A 15840-nucleotide genomic window follows, 5' to 3' on the forward strand; every position below is an offset into this window, starting at 1 on the left:
CTTTTAGTTCTTTACTTTTCTACAGTCATATTGATAGCATCTTTTTCTTTATTGTATGATACTTTAATAGTATCTCCGGACTGTAGTTCCGTACTAAGAATTATTTCTGACAATCCGTCTTCCAAATAGTTTTGAATGGCACGTTTCAACGGACGTGCACCAAATTGTATATCATAACCTTTCGATGCGATAAATCGCTTTGCATCATCGTCTATAACCATCTTATAACCAATATTTTCCATACGTTGGTAAAGTCCTTTTAGTTCAATATCGATAATCTTTACCAATGCTTCCATATTCAGTTGGTCAAAGTTAATTATTTCGTCTAGACGATTAATGAATTCGGGGGCAAAGGATTTGTTTAAAGCCTTTGTAATGACCCCTTTAGCATATTCTTTATTATCCTCACGTACCTGTGCAGTGAAGCCTATTCCTTTGCCGAATTCCTTTAGTTGGCGGGTTCCCACATTGGAGGTCATGATAACCACCGTATTTTTGAAATCTACGGTTCTGCCATAACTGTCAGTCAGCCGGCCTTCGTCCATCACTTGCAACAAGATATTGAATACGTCAGGATGAGCCTTTTCTATCTCGTCCAATAAAACGATAGAATAAGGTCTACGTCTCACTTTTTCAGTCAGTTGACCACCTTCTTCGTAGCCTACGTATCCCGGAGGTGCTCCTACGAGGCGTGAAACAGTGAATTTCTCCATATATTCACTCATATCAATACGAATCAGAGCATCAGTGGAACCAAACATCAATCTTGACAATTCTTTGGCTAAATGAGTTTTACCGACTCCTGTAGGCCCTAAAAACATAAATGTACCAATAGGTTTATTGGGGTCTTTTAACCCTACACGACTGCGCTGGATAGCTTTTACCAATGTGGCAATTGCTTTATCCTGACCTATTACTTTAGTTAGTAATTCATCTTTCATGCCTAATAATTTCATGCCTTCGGCCTGTGCCATTTTCTGTACGGGAACTCCCGAAATCATAGAAACTACATCAGCAATCTGTTCTTCGTCCACGGTTTCGCGGTTCTCCTTTAGGCTCTTTTCCCATTCTTCTTTCAGCGCATCCAACTGTGCAGTGTATTCTTTTTCCTTGTCGCGATAGCTGGCGGCAAGTTCGAAGTTCTGCAATCTGACAGCCTCGTTTTTAAGGGATTTCGTTTCATCAATCAATTTTTCCTGCTCTTCGATTTCCTTGGGAGCAGTTATATTTATAAGATGTACGCGCGAGCCGGCTTCATCTAAAGCATCGATGGCCTTGTCTGGGAAATTTCGATCAGTGATATAACGCTCTGTCAATTTCACACAAGCTTCCAATGCGGCATCGGTATAGTTCACATTGTGATGATCCTCATATTTCTCTTTGATGTTTTGCAAGATTTGGATTGTTTCTTCAGGTGTAGTAGGTTCTACTATAACCTTTTGGAAACGGCGTTCCAAAGCCCCGTCTTTTTCAATGTTTTGACGATATTCGTCGAGTGTAGTAGCACCAATACATTGAATTTCACCTCTGGCTAATGCCGGTTTCAGCATGTTGGCGGCATCCATAGAACCTGCAGCAGAACCAGCACCAACGATAGTATGTATTTCATCGATGAAAAGGATGATATTGGGGTTCTTCTTTAACTCGTTCAGAATAGAACGAATTCGTTCTTCAAATTGTCCTCGATATTTTGTACCCGCTACAACAGCCGTCATATCAAGTGCAATTACGCGTTTGTCAAACAGAATGCGTGAAACTTTTTTCTCCACAATGCGAAGCGCAAGTCCTTCCACAATAGCAGATTTACCTACACCGGGCTCGCCGATGAGGATAGGATTGTTTTTCTTGCGCCGGCTTAGTATTTGCGCTAATCGTTCAATTTCCTTCATTCGACCCACTACAGGATCTAGTTTGCCTTCTTCGGCGGCACGTGTTATGTCAGTACCGAAATTATCGAGTACCGGCGTGTCATTAGTGGGCTTCTTTTGGGTAGAGCGTGTCTGTTGGGCAGCACCGGACTGATTGCTTCCCGCTGAAGGACGATTTTGAATTTCATCCTCTTCTTCGTCTTCATCCTCGCTGAATCCAAGTCCTGCGTGAATATCTGGCTGAAGAGTAAGCTGCTCGATTATTTTATCGTATGTTACGTCACTGCTCTCCAACAAACGGAAAGCAGAGTTGTCCTTGACTCTCATAATTGCCAATAGAATATGTTCTGAATCTGCAAGTGAATTCTTAAGTAATTTTGCTTCTAAAATACAAAGTTTCAACACCTTGGATGCAGATTCGTTAAAGTTGATATTAGCATCATAAATGGCATCGGTTTCTGAATCTCTTTTCAGGATATTTTCTAATTTATACTTTATATCTTGTAAATTAATATTCAAATTTAATAAAATCTCGATAGCCTTTCCTTCACCTTCACGTATCACTCCCAACAGCAAGTGTTCGGGACCGATATAGCTGTTTCGAAGTCTGTTTGCTTCTTCTTTGCTATACGTAATGATGTCGGACACTCTTTGTGTAAATTGATTGTTCATAAAATTATTATCCTCCTTAAAAAAAAAGTATAGTGTTTATTCTTCATGCAAAGATACGCATAAAAATGATGCGCACCGTTATTTTTCTTTTTATTTAATATTACGCCTGCAAAATGTGTGCCACATTGTATCTTCATTCTTCGGTAGATGTGATATTACGTAATATGCTGTGTCTTTTTGTCTAAAGCCATGTAAGTACATGGCAAAATATGTCATTTAGCCCAACTTTTTTGCGGGTTTGTTTTCGTATGTCGTATAAAAGCCGTACCTTAGCGTGGTTTTTGATAGACCCTGAAAATGTATAATTAATATTTGTTTTAAATGCAAGAACAAGACAGAATTATAAAAATTAACATCGAAGAGGAAATGAAGTCGTCGTACATTGATTACTCTATGTCAGTAATCGTGGCACGCGCCCTCCCTGATGTACGAGATGGTTTGAAACCCGTTCACAGACGTATTCTTTACGGAATGATGGAACTGGGGAACACCTCGGATAAAGCTTATAAGAAATCAGCAAGAATTGTAGGTGAAGTTTTAGGAAAGTATCACCCTCACGGTGATTCATCCGTATATGGTGCCTTGGTTAGAATGGCTCAAGATTGGGCAATGAGGTATCCGTTGGTTGATGGTCAGGGTAACTTTGGTTCGGTAGACGGTGATAGTGCAGCCGCTATGCGTTATACCGAGGCAAGATTGAAAAAAGTGGGTGAAGAAATGATGCAGGACTTGTATAAGGAAACCGTTGATTTTCAGAACAACTTTGATGACACATTGCAAGAGCCTACCGTTATGCCGACTCGAGTTCCGAATTTGTTGGTAAACGGAGCGTCAGGTATTGCAGTAGGTATGGCAACCAATATGCCAACTCACAACCTCTCGGAAGTGATAGACGCTTGTATCGCCTATATTGATAATAATGATATTGATATCGAGGGCTTAATGCAATATGTAAAAGCTCCCGATTTCCCCACAGGAGGTTATATATATGGCATAAGCGGTGTGCGCGATGCTTATGAAACAGGCCGTGGGCGAGTAGTAATGCGTGCAAAAGCCGAAATAGAGGCACATACTTCACACGATAAGATTATCGTCAACGAAATTCCTTATAACGTAAACAAAAAAGAGTTGATCGAAAACATTGCCTCGTTGGTCAATGAAAAGAAAATTGATGGTATTTCATATGTAAATGATGAGTCTGACCGTGAAGGTATGCGTATTGTTATTGATGTGAAACGTGATGCTAATGCCAGTGTGGTACTCAATAAGCTATTCAAAATGACGGCTTTGCAGACTTCTTTTGGCGTGAACAATATTGCATTGGTACATGGACGTCCTAAAATGCTCAATCTGAAAGATTTGATTAAATATTTTGTAGAGCACCGTCACGACGTTGTAATTCGACGTACTCAATACGATTTACGTAAAGCTCAGGAACGTGCCCATATTTTGGAAGGCTTGATTATCGCATCGGATAATATCGATGAAGTAATCCGTATTATTCGTGCTGCCAAAACTCCAAATGATGCAATAGCTAATTTAATGGAACGTTTCAACTTAAGTGAAATTCAGTCACGTGCTATTGTTGAAATGCGCCTACGCCAGCTTACAGGTCTGATGCAAGACCAACTTCATGCTGAATATGAAGAAGTTATGAAGCAGATAGCCTATTATGAAGAAATACTTTCTAATGATGAGCTTTGTAAAAAAGTAATTAAGGACGAGTTGCTCGAGGTAAAAGCTAAATACGGTGATGCGCGTCGTTCGGAAATTGTTTATTCGTCAGAAGAGTTTAATCCTGAAGATTTCTACGCAGATGACCAGATGGTTATTACTATTTCACATATGGGATACATTAAGCGTACACCGCTATCCGAATTCCGTGCTCAAAATAGGGGCGGAGTAGGATCTAAGGGAAGTGAAACGCGCGATGAAGACTTCGTAGAGCATATTTACCCAGCTACGATGCATAACACGATGATGTTCTTTACTCAGAAAGGCAAGTGTTATTGGCTGAAAGTATATGAAATTCCGGAAGGAACAAAGAATGCTAAAGGGCGTGCTATCCAGAATTTGCTGAATATTGATTCAGACGATGTGGTAACGGCATATCTCCGTGTGAAGAATTTAAGTGATACCGAATTTATTAATAGCCACTACGTTTTGTTCTGTACAAAGAATGGTGTTATTAAAAAAACATTGCTTGAACAATATTCACGCCCTCGACAAAATGGTGTGAATGCAATTACCATTCGTGAAGATGATAAAGTGATTGAAGTGCGTATGACGAATGGTAATAATGAAATTATTATTGCTAATCGTAATGGTCGTGCCATCCGCTTCCATGAAAGTGCAGTCCGTGTAATGGGACGTACTGCAACCGGAGTTCGCGGTATGACTTTGGATGAAGACGGAAGTGATGAAGTAATCGGAATGATATGCATAAAAGACCCTGAAACAGAATCTATTATGGTTGTGTCGGAACAGGGATACGGCAAACGTTCAGATATTGAAGATTATCGTAAGACTAATCGTGGTGGTAAGGGAGTTAAAACCTTGAATATAACTGATAAAACAGGCAAATTAGTAGCCATTAAGTCGGTGACGGATGAAAACGATTTGATGATTATCAATAAATCCGGTATTACCATTCGTTTGAAGGTGGCTGATGTCCGTATTATGGGTCGTGCCACTCAGGGAGTCCGTCTAATAAATCTTGAAAAGCGCAATGATCAAATAGGCTCTGTATGTAAGGTAACCTCAGAATCAGAAGAAGAAATGGCTGGTGAGGATGAGAATCAGACAGATACAGAAACGTTGATTAATGCTGATAAAGAAGGAGGGGATAGAGAAATTGAATCCTCTGCCGAAGAGAATACTGAAGAATAAAAGAGAATATAAAAGATTGTATTATTAAATCCACAAAATTATGAAAAAAGTATTATTTACAGTGGCTTTATTATTGGGTGCATGTTTTGCATCTGCACAGGTTAGTGCTGTTAAAGAAGCTAAGTCTTTAAAAAGCAAACCTGAAGAAGCTGCAAAAGTTATTGAACCGGCTTTGACTAACCCTGAGACTGCAAATGATCCAGAAACTTGGAAATTAGCAGGTGACTTCCAGAAAGCTATGTATGATGACGAAAACATGAAACTTTATTTGCCGGGTGGTCAAGCTGATACAACCAGACTTTATAATAGTTTGGCAAAAATGTATGAGTATTATTTGAAATGCGATGAGATGGAGCAGGCTAAAGTAAAAAGTGGTGAGATGAAAAAGCCTAAATATAGAAAGAAGAATGCTGATGCTCTTAAAACATTACGTTTGAATTTAATTAATGGTGGTGGAGATGCCTATAATAAAGGTGATTATGCTGATGCTCTGAAATATTTTGGCTTATTTGTAGATGTTGTAAATGAACCTATATTTGCCGATGACGAATCTCTCAAAGCAGATACATTAAATGCTTTATATGCTTGTTATGCTACTTTGGCTGCTAATATGCTAAAAGATAAAGATGCGGTTATTAAATACGGTACAATAGGTAAAGAAGATAAGAGTGAAGGTCATAGAGCTTTAATGTGTTTGGCTGAGACTTATGGTGATAAAGAAACTGGCGACTCAATAAAATGGCTGGAAGTAATTAAAGAAGGAACAGAAAAATTCCCTCAGCAGGAGTATTTTGTTGGTAATATTATGGATTATTATATCCAAAAAGGAATGATTGATGAAGGTTTAGCTCAAATTAATAAGTTGCTTGCCACTAATGAAACTCCGTATTTCTTATATGTAAAAGGCATTTTGCAATTTGAAAAGAAACAATATGACGATGCCATTGCTACTTTTAATAAAATCATTGCTAACGGTGGTGATTTAGTAGCTGAAGCTTATGCAAAGATTGGTGATTGTTATTTCTTCCCAGCACAAATCATTGTAGAAGAGAATTCAGAATTAGCTATTGATAATCCTAAATACAATGAAAATGAAAACCAAATTAAAGATTTGTATGAAAAGGCTAAACCTTTCTACGAAAAGGCTAAAGAATTGAAACCGGACAATAAAGCATTATGGGGAAATTATTTGCTGAATATCTACTGGAAATTAAATAGAGCAGAATATGATTCTTTAGAAAAAGAATTAGGACTCTAATTTTTAATTTGCATAAATAATAAATGAAGGCTGTCTCAAAAATAAAGTTGAGATAGCCTTTTTTATTTATTGAGCTTTTACAATCCAAACACTCATAAGGTTGGCATTAGCTTCAATTACGAATATATTATAATCAGCATTATGTTTAATTGTGATTAGAAAAATCCATTATTGCCTTCCTTATTTCCCACTCTATATGTTTCCCATTTAGGTGGACCGAATTTATTCACCCAAATGGAAAACAGCAATTCTTTGCTATCCTTATTTAATTACCAATATAGGTGTATTAGCATGGAATATCATTTTCCGGGCAATACTTGGATTGAATAAACGGGCAAAGATATTTCTTTTGTAGTTTGTAATACAAAGGACATCTATATTTTCTTCTTTCACATATTTATCAAGATTACTCAATATATTATCTTCCTTGATTACATTATAATGCAATTCCAATTGAGGATATTGTTTTTGAAAATAATCTTTGATTCCTGCAAGTTTAATTTCGTCCCAAGCATCATTTTCTGTGCTTAAGTGAATAAATGAAATGGTAAAATGAAACGATTTAAAGGCAGTTATTAATGAGTCGAAAGCGATTAAGTCTCTTTGGTCGAAGTTGGTCACAAACGCCACCTTTTTGATATCGTTGAAGGTCTTTAGCGGAGTGTGCTCTGGTATTGCATATACAAAAGTTCTGCTTCTTTCAATAACTTCTGCCGTTACACTTCCTATCAGGTCGATGTCTTTTTGACTTCTACCTCGTGTACCCATAATGATAATCTGTGGTTTATGCTCTTTGGCATAGCGTAAGATTTCTTCTTCTGGAATGCCGTCACGCAAAATACACGTGTATTTTACGGAGGGAAATTCACCGCTTTCAACTTTCTTTTTGATCGTATCCGATAACTTATTCAGCTCTTTGTGAACTGTCTCTATCATACTCTTTATAGACTCCTCTCTTTCTATTTGAAAGTTGAAATTTTCTGTTCCGTAAGGGATTGTGGGAACATAGATAGGACTGAAATAGGCATGTAGTAAAATAACTTCTGCATTTATAGATTTGGCAAATGAGAAACCAAATTGGCAGGCCTTCAGTGAATAGTCTGAAAAATCGACAGGAATCAGTACTTTTCTTTGTTCTTTTTTCTCTTTACTACTCTCCTCTTGTTCCTTTACTACATCTTCGGCTAACCAAGTAGAACTTTCTATGATTTGTAAAGCATGAGGTAAATCACTTTCCTTAATTCTAACTCTCACACCAGAAGATATGACAGGCTGAATTAAGTTCACGTTGTGAATATAAGCTTCAATGCCCTCTGTTTCAAGCACATTTTTAAGAATCTGTGCCTTAGCATAAGTGAGGATTGCTAGAGTTACCAATTTATCTTCCATAACTGTTGTTTTTAGAGTTTCCAATTTTGTGTAATTTATTTGCATACACCTTTAAAACAAGAAAGCCCAATTGAATGTTGTCATTCAACTGGGCTTTCTTATCTTATGCTTCTTGTATTTCCTCCTTTTCTATTTCCTTTAAAATATCTATTGCTTTATCTAAGACTGTCGTATCGTCCAGCATTACCAAACCGCCATCCGGACCTGGCTCCAAGTGGATACCAACACTTTTCCCTGTTTTGAAATTATGGCCTCCAAAAAAGTTGCGCACAGTTTCTACGCTCATATTAAGTTCATCAGCTATTCTATGCATACTTCCACTGGGTAATGAATCTTTGATTTTACGCAGTTCGTTGAATGTTATCGTTCTGTTCATAGTGTATTAAATTTTAGTTTATACAAGTGATATTTAATTCACGCTATAAACTTAATCAAAAAATAATATAAAACAAAGTATTTCCTTCTTTTTTTGAACTGAAGAAAGTGGAATGATATAAAAATGCTATTTTATAAGTTTAGTGTGTGGATTGTAATGATTCCGAGAAGGATAATCATAAAATACGTCAATAACAGGACTGTAAATAATAAATTGATATCATTTATTAGATAGCCACTAGCAGTATATTGATTGGAAATACAACGAGGCTGATAGAAAATGCGTTTGTGAATGAATCTATATAACCGATACATCAAATATCCTATCAAACATCCTTCGAGGATACCGAATAGAATATCTCCGGGATAATGCACACCTAAATATATGCGTGAATATGCGTTAAGAGAGGCCCAAAAGATGAGCATAAAAGTGAGTAACTTGTTTTTAAATAATAACGATAGGAATACAGTGAGGGCAAAAGTGTTGGCAGCGTGGCTCGAAATAAATCCAAAACGTCCTCCCCTATATCCATTTACTATGTCTACCATATACATGATGTCAGGGTCTTGCGTGGGGCGAAAACGATGAAAATAAGGTTTGCAAATGCCTGAAGCAATCTGGTCGGCCAAAGTAATGACAAGGGCAATCATCACAATAGTCAATAAAGCTTCCTGTATCTTATTATTTTTAATAATGATATACAACAGTATAATAGCAGTCGGAATCCATATATACGTACTTGTCGCTACCCACATGAAACCATCCCAAAAAAGGGAGTCACTTCCATTCAGGTTTAACAAAAGTTCCTTGTCAAAGGCTATATACTGCTGTATATCCATTAGTCGTTTTTAGATTATTTCTATTACATTAGTCGGTACCCATCCTACATTACCGTCTTCCAGTCTGATTTCTTTCCACTCTTTCATTGTGTTGTCTTTAATCATCACTTTTCTTCCTTCGTGAAGGATGAAAAGATCTGTTCCACTTTGATTAGGAGTACTCTTTACCGTAACACTGGGAGCTATAATGATGGCACTATCATGGTTCAATAATTCTGTTTTTTGTTCAGAAGCAAAAATGTTAGAGCATATGCAGATGACAAAGAAACAAATGGCAGAAATGAAACCTATTTTCTTCCATACCACTCGCTTGCCAAAAATAAATAAGGCTAGCATAAGAATAGTCAGAATAAAGGTAACAATACCTGTTTGAGCCCATCCTTTTTCACTCATTGAATTAATAAGTGATTGAGTCCACGTAACAAAGAACATCTCACTGGGTAGAGTTACCTTATCAACCGTTTTGCTACGTGCCAATTCAAGGTTAAAACGAATATCATTATTACCTGGATTCAGCAATAAAGCTCTTTCATAATTGAGTACAGCTTTGGCTATATTATTCATTTTATAGTAGCTGTTTCCCAAATTATAATAGATATCTGCCGATTCTCCTTTATTCTTTAAAATGCTTTCATATAAGTTCACTGCATTGGCAAAATCATTATTGATATAGGCGCTATCGGCTTCTGCCTTTGAGATATGGGCAGAAACCGCGACTTGAGTACTGTCTGTCTGAGCATTCAGACTGAGAAAACCCATCAAAAATATCAGGATGAAATATATTTTTCTCATTATTATGACCTCCTATTAATTAGTGCTTTATACTATTCTCCATCTTGCTGATGACTTCAATGGCAGAAGAATATACCTTATCCATTGCCTCGTTCTGGTTACCTGGTGCATAACGGGCAAATTCACATTCATTTAATGTTTCGATAAATTCTTTGATAAGTTCAGGAGAAACCCCATACTTGGTTAAATCTTCCTCAATATTATCTTTCGAAAGTTTAGAAACTGGAATATTCAGTTTGTCACTGATATAGCCCCAAAGTGCCTTCAGCACTTCGTCATAGAATGCTTCTTTCTTATTTTCCGCTAACAATTTACCCGCATTCTTCATTCGTTTGGTAGCCACTTTGTTTGCTTTCTTGGTACGTACTTTGGCAACATTGGCATTTTCTATTGCTTTTTTCCGATAAACAACGACAAATGCAATGAAGAGAGCCAATGGAATAATATACCATAAATAGTAAGTGACAGAACCGAAAAAGAAATCGTCTTTTCGGGTCAGTTTACTTTCTCCCATTTTGATATAACGTATATCTTTGCCTAGTACTTTTAAATCTTCTTTATTAGTGAAGTCGGCAATTACTTGATCAGCATTTCCTTCTCCTTTTTCTACTTTCAGCGTATAAGGCTCTGTTTTCAGCGTCTTGTAAGTTTGTGACTTCAAATCGAAGTAAGAGAACTCTACAGGAGGAATCGTGAAGTTTCCCGCATGTCTGGGAATCGCCAGATATTCAATCACTTTATTTCCGGATAACCCTTCACGAGTCAAATTGAACTTATTATCAATCTTCGGGTCATAAACCTCGAAATCTTTTGGAAAATCGACTTCGGGTGTGTTAATCAACTTCAGATTTCCTACACCTGAAATAATCAACTTGATGGTAACGGCATCATTTGTTTTCAGTTCTTGTGTATTGATGGAAGAGCTGATTGTGAACTCACCTACTCCACCCGAGAAATTGGCTGGCTTTCCGGCCGGCAATTCCTTTACATTGATAACCAACTTGGGAGTTACGATGTTTTTGTTTATCTCTACGTAATTACTTCCACCATTGAAGAAAGCATCGAATGGATCATCCGAGGCTACTCGTTGCGCAACGGTACCTTCGAAGGTAATGGAGGGTACTTCCAATTTACCTGATTGCTGCGGAAACAGAATGTATTGACTCCAGACGGTAGTATTGTAGTTTCTTCCGTTATAGTGTTCCAAAGTGAATACCTTTTTACCCGGAAGCTCTACTTCTTGCGTATGGAAACCTTTTAAGTCGGGCATACTTCCACGGAGGCCCCTCAAATCTACCAACGTGTAAACCTTGTAAGTCAGCAGAATAGCCTCTTGCTCGTAAACGGTGGTCTTATTTGCCGAAGCTGTGATAAACAAGTCTTTATTGGTAATCTTGCTACTTGTGGCTTGGCTCCGGGAAGAAGATGGATTTCCTGCCTGATTCCCTCCTACACCATTGGCTTGATCAGGTGGAAGTACTTTGATAGTCACCGTATTGGAAGAAAGGGAATGTCCATCGGCAACGATTGTTGCTGCCGGAATGGTATAGGTTCCTTCCTTATCGGCCATCAATATATAGGTATAAGTAACGGAACTGGTCGAAGTTACATTACCATTAATGATTTGCGTGCTGCTCTGTCGAGAAGCTGTGGGACCCATCAGTACTTCAAATCCCTTTATGCTTGGAGCTCGGAAATCTCTAACTTTCTGTGTATTAACCGTATAGGTTAATCGAAATTGGTCACCGCTCACTACCACATCGGGTGCTGTTGCCGTCAGCGTCTGAGTTCCGTCCGCCCATGCTTCCAACACCGTAGTTATTAATATGAATAAGAGAATTACTTTCCTCATTTTTCTATTTAGTTATTTTAATCGTCAAAATTAAACAATTACCAGTCTTTATCCAACTTCTTTCCTCGAATTTGCATTTGTTTTTTCACTTTATCCTGCACATTCTTCTCATCCTGCATCACCGCATTCAACAATTGCTGGGCATTTTCTTTGGACATTTCATCCTTATTCTGTTGCTGTTGTTGATTTTGGTTCTGTTGCTGGTCTTTCTTATCTTGATTTTGCTGATCTTTGTTTTGGTCTTTCTGGTCGTCTTTCTGATCCTGTTTTTGATCTTTGTTCTGGTCTTGATTTTGCTGGTTTTGTTGCTGGTCTTTTAGTAATTTCTGTGCCAAAGCGAGATTATAGCGCGTTTCATTGTCTTTCGGATTATTGCGCAAAGACTCTTTATAGGCCTCGATGCATTGGGGATATTGTTTGGAAGCCTGAAGGATGACACCCATATTATGATAAATCTGAGCAAGTTTATCCTTATCTTTTTCTACCTTTGAAGCCGATTCAAATTGTTCCATTGCTTCTTTTGCTTTTTGTTGCATCAAGAGCGAATTGCCCAAGTTGAACATAGCATCCGTCGACTTCGGGTTCACTTCCAGTGCTTTGCGATAATCCACCTCCGCTTTGACAAACAAGCTGTCGTTGTACAGCTTGTTTCCGCTACGCAGATAATCTCTATCTGTCTTTTGGGCAAAGGCACTGCCTCCTGCCGCAAGCAAGAATAACAGGGTGATATAGGTTTTCTGTAACATAAGCATTTATTTAAATAGTCTCACATTTTTGAAAAGCGGATTCTTCCGTTCCAAAATAAGCATTTCTGCAATCAGCAGAATGAGTATCAGCCACGCCAATGCTTGGAATTGCTCATCAAATTCGGTATAAACTTGACTTTCTACATCGGCTTTCGAAAGTTTAGCAATCTCGTTGTTCAGTATTTTCTCTGCCGAGTTGGAATTATCCACGCGGATGTACATTCCATTGCCGGCTTTGGCTATTTCCTGACACATTTGCTCGTTCAAACGAGTTACAATGACGTTTCCATCTTTATCCCGGCGATAATCGTTACTGCCTCTTTCTGAAGGAATAGGAGAACCGTCGGGCGAGCCGATACCCAATACAAACACTTGCATACCTTTTTCGGCTGCTTCCTTAGCAGCTTCCACAGCACCACCTTCGTGATTTTCACCGTCGGTGATGACTATAATGGCACGTCCCACGCCTTCCTGTGGAGTAAAGCTTTTCATTGCTAAACGAATAGCTGCACCGATATCTGTACCTTGCGTGGTTATCAGCGAAGGATTGATGGTCTCCAGAAACATCTTGGCAGACACATAGTCGCTCGTAATGGGCAATTGCGTGAATGCATCTCCGGCAAATACGATTAAACCTACTTTATCATTGTTGAATGTATCCACTAGTCTGGAAATAAGCTTCTTTGCTTTGTCCAGACGACTTGGAGTCACATCTTCCGCCAACATTGAGTTGGAGATATCCAATGCAATGACAGCTTCTACCCCACTACGTTTTACCGTTTCCATCTTGGAACCGAATTGGGGGCGTGCCAACATCAGGATTACCAATGTGAGCGCAGTAAAAATCAGCCAAAACTTAATGTCAGGGCGATATTTGGAGATAGTCGGCATCAACTGTTTGAGTAATGCCGGATCACCATACTTGCGAATGTTTTGGCGGCGGCGGTAATTGGAATACAAGTACAGCGCTACTACAAAAGGCAGTATGATGAGCAAATATAAAAAGTTCGGGTCTGCAAATCGAAACATAACTTCTTGTTTTTAAGGTATTTTCTTTAATACTGAGTTGCGCAATAAGATTTCGAGCAGAATACAGAAAAAAGCAACCCAGGCAAATATCTGGTATTCTTCTTCGCGTTTGCTGAACTCTTTTACGTTCAACTTCGTTTTCTCCAGTTTGTCAATCTCCTGATAAACTTCCTTTAGCTTAGAGTTACTGGTAGCACGGAAATAGTTCCCGTTTGTTGCTCCGGCAATTTCGGTCAAAGTCTTCTCATCAATTTCCACAGGAATATTCACATATTGTGTTCCTGCGTATGTTTGCATCGGATAAGGAGCTGTTCCGTTAGTACCTACCCCGATGGTGTAAATTCTGATACCAAATTTTTTGGCGATTTCGGCAGCGGTCATTGGAGAAATGTCTCCACGGTTGTTACTACCGTCTGTCAGCAGAATAATCACTTTGGACTTTGCTTTGCTGTCTTTCAGTCGGGTTACCGCATTAGCGATGCCCATACCGATGGCGGTACCGTCTTCTATCAATCCGCGCTGGGCAATGTCACCTTTGATACCGTTAAAAAGATTCAGCAGTACTCCGTGGTCTACCGTCAACGGACATTGGGTGAAACTTTCGCCGGCAAAGATGGTCAGACCGATATTATCGTTTGGACGGCCGTTGATAAATTCGGATGCCACTTGTTTGGCAGCTTCCAAGCGGTTAGGTTTCAAGTCCTCAGCCAGCATACTGGTAGAAACGTCTACTGCCAGCATGATGTCGATACCTTCTATTTCGGTATTCTGCCAGTTGTCAGTGGTCTGAGGGCGTGCCAAAATAAGGATTACCATAACGATAGCTACTATGCGGAGCACAAATGGGGCATGCAGCAGGTAAATTTTCCAGCTTCGGGGTGCCTTCATATACATGCGGGTGGTAGAGACTTGGAGTGTGGGCTCAGTCTTTTGCCTCCTCATCACATACCATATTATATAAGGTATGAGTAATACCAGCAGAAATAGATATTCAATATTTGCAAAAATCATTGTTTCTAGTATTTATGAGTTAAAACCAGAGATTGTATATGCCGCGAAGCACCTGATAGAGAATCACTACGATAGCAATGACAATCACTCCTATGCTGCTCAGCAAGATAATTCTTCCTTGTTTTGAACGCTTTTCTTCCACGGTGATTTCCGTAGGTTCGGGTTTGGCATTCGGATCCGGTTCCACCTTGGTGTTGTTGATAAAGTCTACCGCATTGACTAAGTTCATATCGTTTTCATTCATCAGCGGTGAATGTTTGGCGAATTTTACAAGGTCAGCAGTTTGGAACAGGAACATCAAGTCTTTGATAGATTCTTTGTCACTGATATCCTGCAGTTTATCAATAATTTCGGAAGAAGTCATCTCCATTGCGTTAAATCCGAAACGTTCTGCCATATAGTTGCGAAGCACATCGGTCAGCTCTGTGTAATACTCTTTCGGGTCGGTGCTGCGCAATGTTTTATTGCTCTTGATACGCTCTATTTCCTGTAATGCCTGTTGATGGGGCGGTAATTTCGGTTCTACCTTTATTTTCTTGATAATAGGCTTATTATCTTTATATCTTACATATAAATAATACCCCAGTCCCGCCAATGCCCACATCAGCAACACGAGCCACACAATAGTTGAAATATCCTCCCAAGTGAGGGGAACCTCGCGAACTGTTTTCGGACCGAAAAACTGCTCGGGATGAAGTGTATCGACCGGAATGGAATAAACCTTCAGTGCCAATGCTTTTGAACGGTATGCCTGATTGTTAACCAACACTTCGAGAGGCGGCAGATAGTAAAGTGCCGAGTCGAAAGAAGTGATAGTATATTCTTGTTTGATGAGCATTCGCCGTCCATCGTTCAATATTTGGGTATCAGGCTTGGCAATATCAAGAATTTCCACTCCCCTCACAATGGTGTCACGCAAAGCGGGAAGTATCAATTTTTGATTGGCATCCATACTGACTTCCAACTTTATTTTGGCCTGTTCGCCGATAAGAAGCTGTAGAGAGTCGATGCTTGCATCCACTGTAACCTGTTGTGCCTGTGCCTGATGTGCTGTCAGCAGCATCGTGGCACAAGCCAATACTTTCAAGAACTTTTTGCTAGTATGTATTATCTTCATGT

General features: G+C 39.0%; 12 protein-coding genes. 2 read left to right on the plus strand and 10 right to left on the minus strand.

Annotation, left to right across the window (positions count from 1 at the left end; all coding sequences use genetic code 11):
- Window positions 1-11 precede the first annotated feature (11 nt).
- Window positions 12-2540, minus strand: a complete 2529-nt coding sequence (locus tag IR173_RS09350; protein ID WP_237039374.1) for an ATP-dependent Clp protease ATP-binding subunit — start codon at window positions 2538-2540, stop codon at window positions 12-14.
- A gap of 321 nt (window positions 2541-2861) precedes the next feature.
- On the opposite strand from IR173_RS09350, the gene gyrA reads away from it, so the two are divergent.
- Both gyrA and IR173_RS09360 read left to right on the plus strand, forming a co-directional pair.
- Entirely contained in the window at window positions 2862-5429 is a 2568-nt protein-coding gene (gene gyrA, locus IR173_RS09355) for a DNA gyrase subunit A (RefSeq protein WP_237039375.1), read from the plus strand.
- Window positions 5430-5469: 40 nt separating this feature from the next.
- A complete protein-coding gene (locus tag IR173_RS09360; RefSeq protein WP_237039376.1) occupies window positions 5470-6687 on the plus strand; it encodes a tetratricopeptide repeat protein in 1218 nt (405 codons plus the stop codon).
- A gap of 261 nt (window positions 6688-6948) precedes the next feature.
- Here the strand turns inward: IR173_RS09360 and IR173_RS09365 are convergent, their stop codons facing one another.
- The 9 genes from IR173_RS09365 to IR173_RS09405 all read right to left on the minus strand — a co-directional run bounded on the left by IR173_RS09365 (window position 6949) and on the right by IR173_RS09405 (window position 15838).
- Complete coding sequence (locus IR173_RS09365; protein ID WP_237039377.1) at window positions 6949-8076, minus strand: universal stress protein; 1128 nt, start codon at window positions 8074-8076, stop codon at window positions 6949-6951.
- 103 nt (window positions 8077-8179) lie between these two features.
- Window positions 8180-8452 carry a DNA-binding protein gene (locus IR173_RS09370; RefSeq protein WP_237039378.1) on the minus strand — a complete coding sequence of 91 codons (273 nt, stop codon included), beginning with the start codon at window positions 8450-8452 and terminating at the stop codon, window positions 8180-8182.
- Between the two features lie 131 nt (window positions 8453-8583).
- Window positions 8584-9291 carry a phosphatase PAP2 family protein gene (locus tag IR173_RS09375; protein WP_237039379.1) on the minus strand — a complete coding sequence of 236 codons (708 nt, stop codon included), beginning with the start codon at window positions 9289-9291 and terminating at the stop codon, window positions 8584-8586.
- A gap of 9 nt (window positions 9292-9300) precedes the next feature.
- Window positions 9301-10083, minus strand: coding sequence for a tetratricopeptide repeat protein (locus tag IR173_RS09380; RefSeq protein ID WP_237039380.1), 783 nt, complete (start codon window positions 10081-10083; stop codon window positions 9301-9303).
- A 19-nt stretch (window positions 10084-10102) separates the two neighbouring features.
- The gene (locus IR173_RS09385; RefSeq protein ID WP_237039381.1) at window positions 10103-11935 is read right to left on the minus strand and encodes a BatD family protein; all 1833 of its coding nucleotides are present in this window, start codon (window positions 11933-11935) and stop codon (window positions 10103-10105) included.
- A gap of 38 nt (window positions 11936-11973) precedes the next feature.
- A complete protein-coding gene (locus IR173_RS09390) occupies window positions 11974-12681 on the minus strand; it encodes a tetratricopeptide repeat protein (protein WP_237039382.1) in 708 nt (235 codons plus the stop codon).
- A gap of 6 nt (window positions 12682-12687) precedes the next feature.
- A complete protein-coding gene (locus tag IR173_RS09395; protein WP_237039383.1) occupies window positions 12688-13710 on the minus strand; it encodes a vWA domain-containing protein in 1023 nt (340 codons plus the stop codon).
- A 12-nt stretch (window positions 13711-13722) separates the two neighbouring features.
- Window positions 13723-14721, minus strand: coding sequence for a vWA domain-containing protein (locus tag IR173_RS09400; protein WP_237039384.1), 999 nt, complete (start codon window positions 14719-14721; stop codon window positions 13723-13725).
- A 19-nt stretch (window positions 14722-14740) separates the two neighbouring features.
- Entirely contained in the window at window positions 14741-15838 is a 1098-nt protein-coding gene (locus IR173_RS09405; protein ID WP_237039385.1) for a BatD family protein, read from the minus strand.
- Window positions 15839-15840 lie beyond the last annotated feature (2 nt).

Origin of the sequence: Phocaeicola faecalis (assembly GCF_021730445.1) — a bacterium.
GTDB classification, from domain to species: Bacteria; Bacteroidota; Bacteroidia; order Bacteroidales; family Bacteroidaceae; genus Phocaeicola; species Phocaeicola faecalis.

What these genes read in the sequence shown, in the direction of transcription:
- IR173_RS09350 (WP_237039374.1), bottom strand. Translation starts at nt 2,540, where the DNA reads ATGAACAATCAATTTACACAAAGAGTGTCCGACATCATTACGTATAGC.
- gyrA (WP_237039375.1), top strand. Translation starts at nt 2,862, where the DNA reads ATGCAAGAACAAGACAGAATTATAAAAATTAACATCGAAGAGGAAATG.
- IR173_RS09360 (WP_237039376.1), top strand. Translation starts at nt 5,470, where the DNA reads ATGAAAAAAGTATTATTTACAGTGGCTTTATTATTGGGTGCATGTTTT.
- IR173_RS09365 (WP_237039377.1), bottom strand. Translation starts at nt 8,076, where the DNA reads ATGGAAGATAAATTGGTAACTCTAGCAATCCTCACTTATGCTAAGGCA.
- IR173_RS09370 (WP_237039378.1), bottom strand. Translation starts at nt 8,452, where the DNA reads ATGAACAGAACGATAACATTCAACGAACTGCGTAAAATCAAAGATTCA.
- IR173_RS09375 (WP_237039379.1), bottom strand. Translation starts at nt 9,291, where the DNA reads ATGGATATACAGCAGTATATAGCCTTTGACAAGGAACTTTTGTTAAAC.
- IR173_RS09380 (WP_237039380.1), bottom strand. Translation starts at nt 10,083, where the DNA reads ATGAGAAAAATATATTTCATCCTGATATTTTTGATGGGTTTTCTCAGT.
- IR173_RS09385 (WP_237039381.1), bottom strand. Translation starts at nt 11,935, where the DNA reads ATGAGGAAAGTAATTCTCTTATTCATATTAATAACTACGGTGTTGGAA.
- IR173_RS09390 (WP_237039382.1), bottom strand. Translation starts at nt 12,681, where the DNA reads ATGTTACAGAAAACCTATATCACCCTGTTATTCTTGCTTGCGGCAGGA.
- IR173_RS09395 (WP_237039383.1), bottom strand. Translation starts at nt 13,710, where the DNA reads ATGTTTCGATTTGCAGACCCGAACTTTTTATATTTGCTCATCATACTG.
- IR173_RS09400 (WP_237039384.1), bottom strand. Translation starts at nt 14,721, where the DNA reads ATGATTTTTGCAAATATTGAATATCTATTTCTGCTGGTATTACTCATA.
- IR173_RS09405 (WP_237039385.1), bottom strand. Translation starts at nt 15,838, where the DNA reads ATGAAGATAATACATACTAGCAAAAAGTTCTTGAAAGTATTGGCTTGT.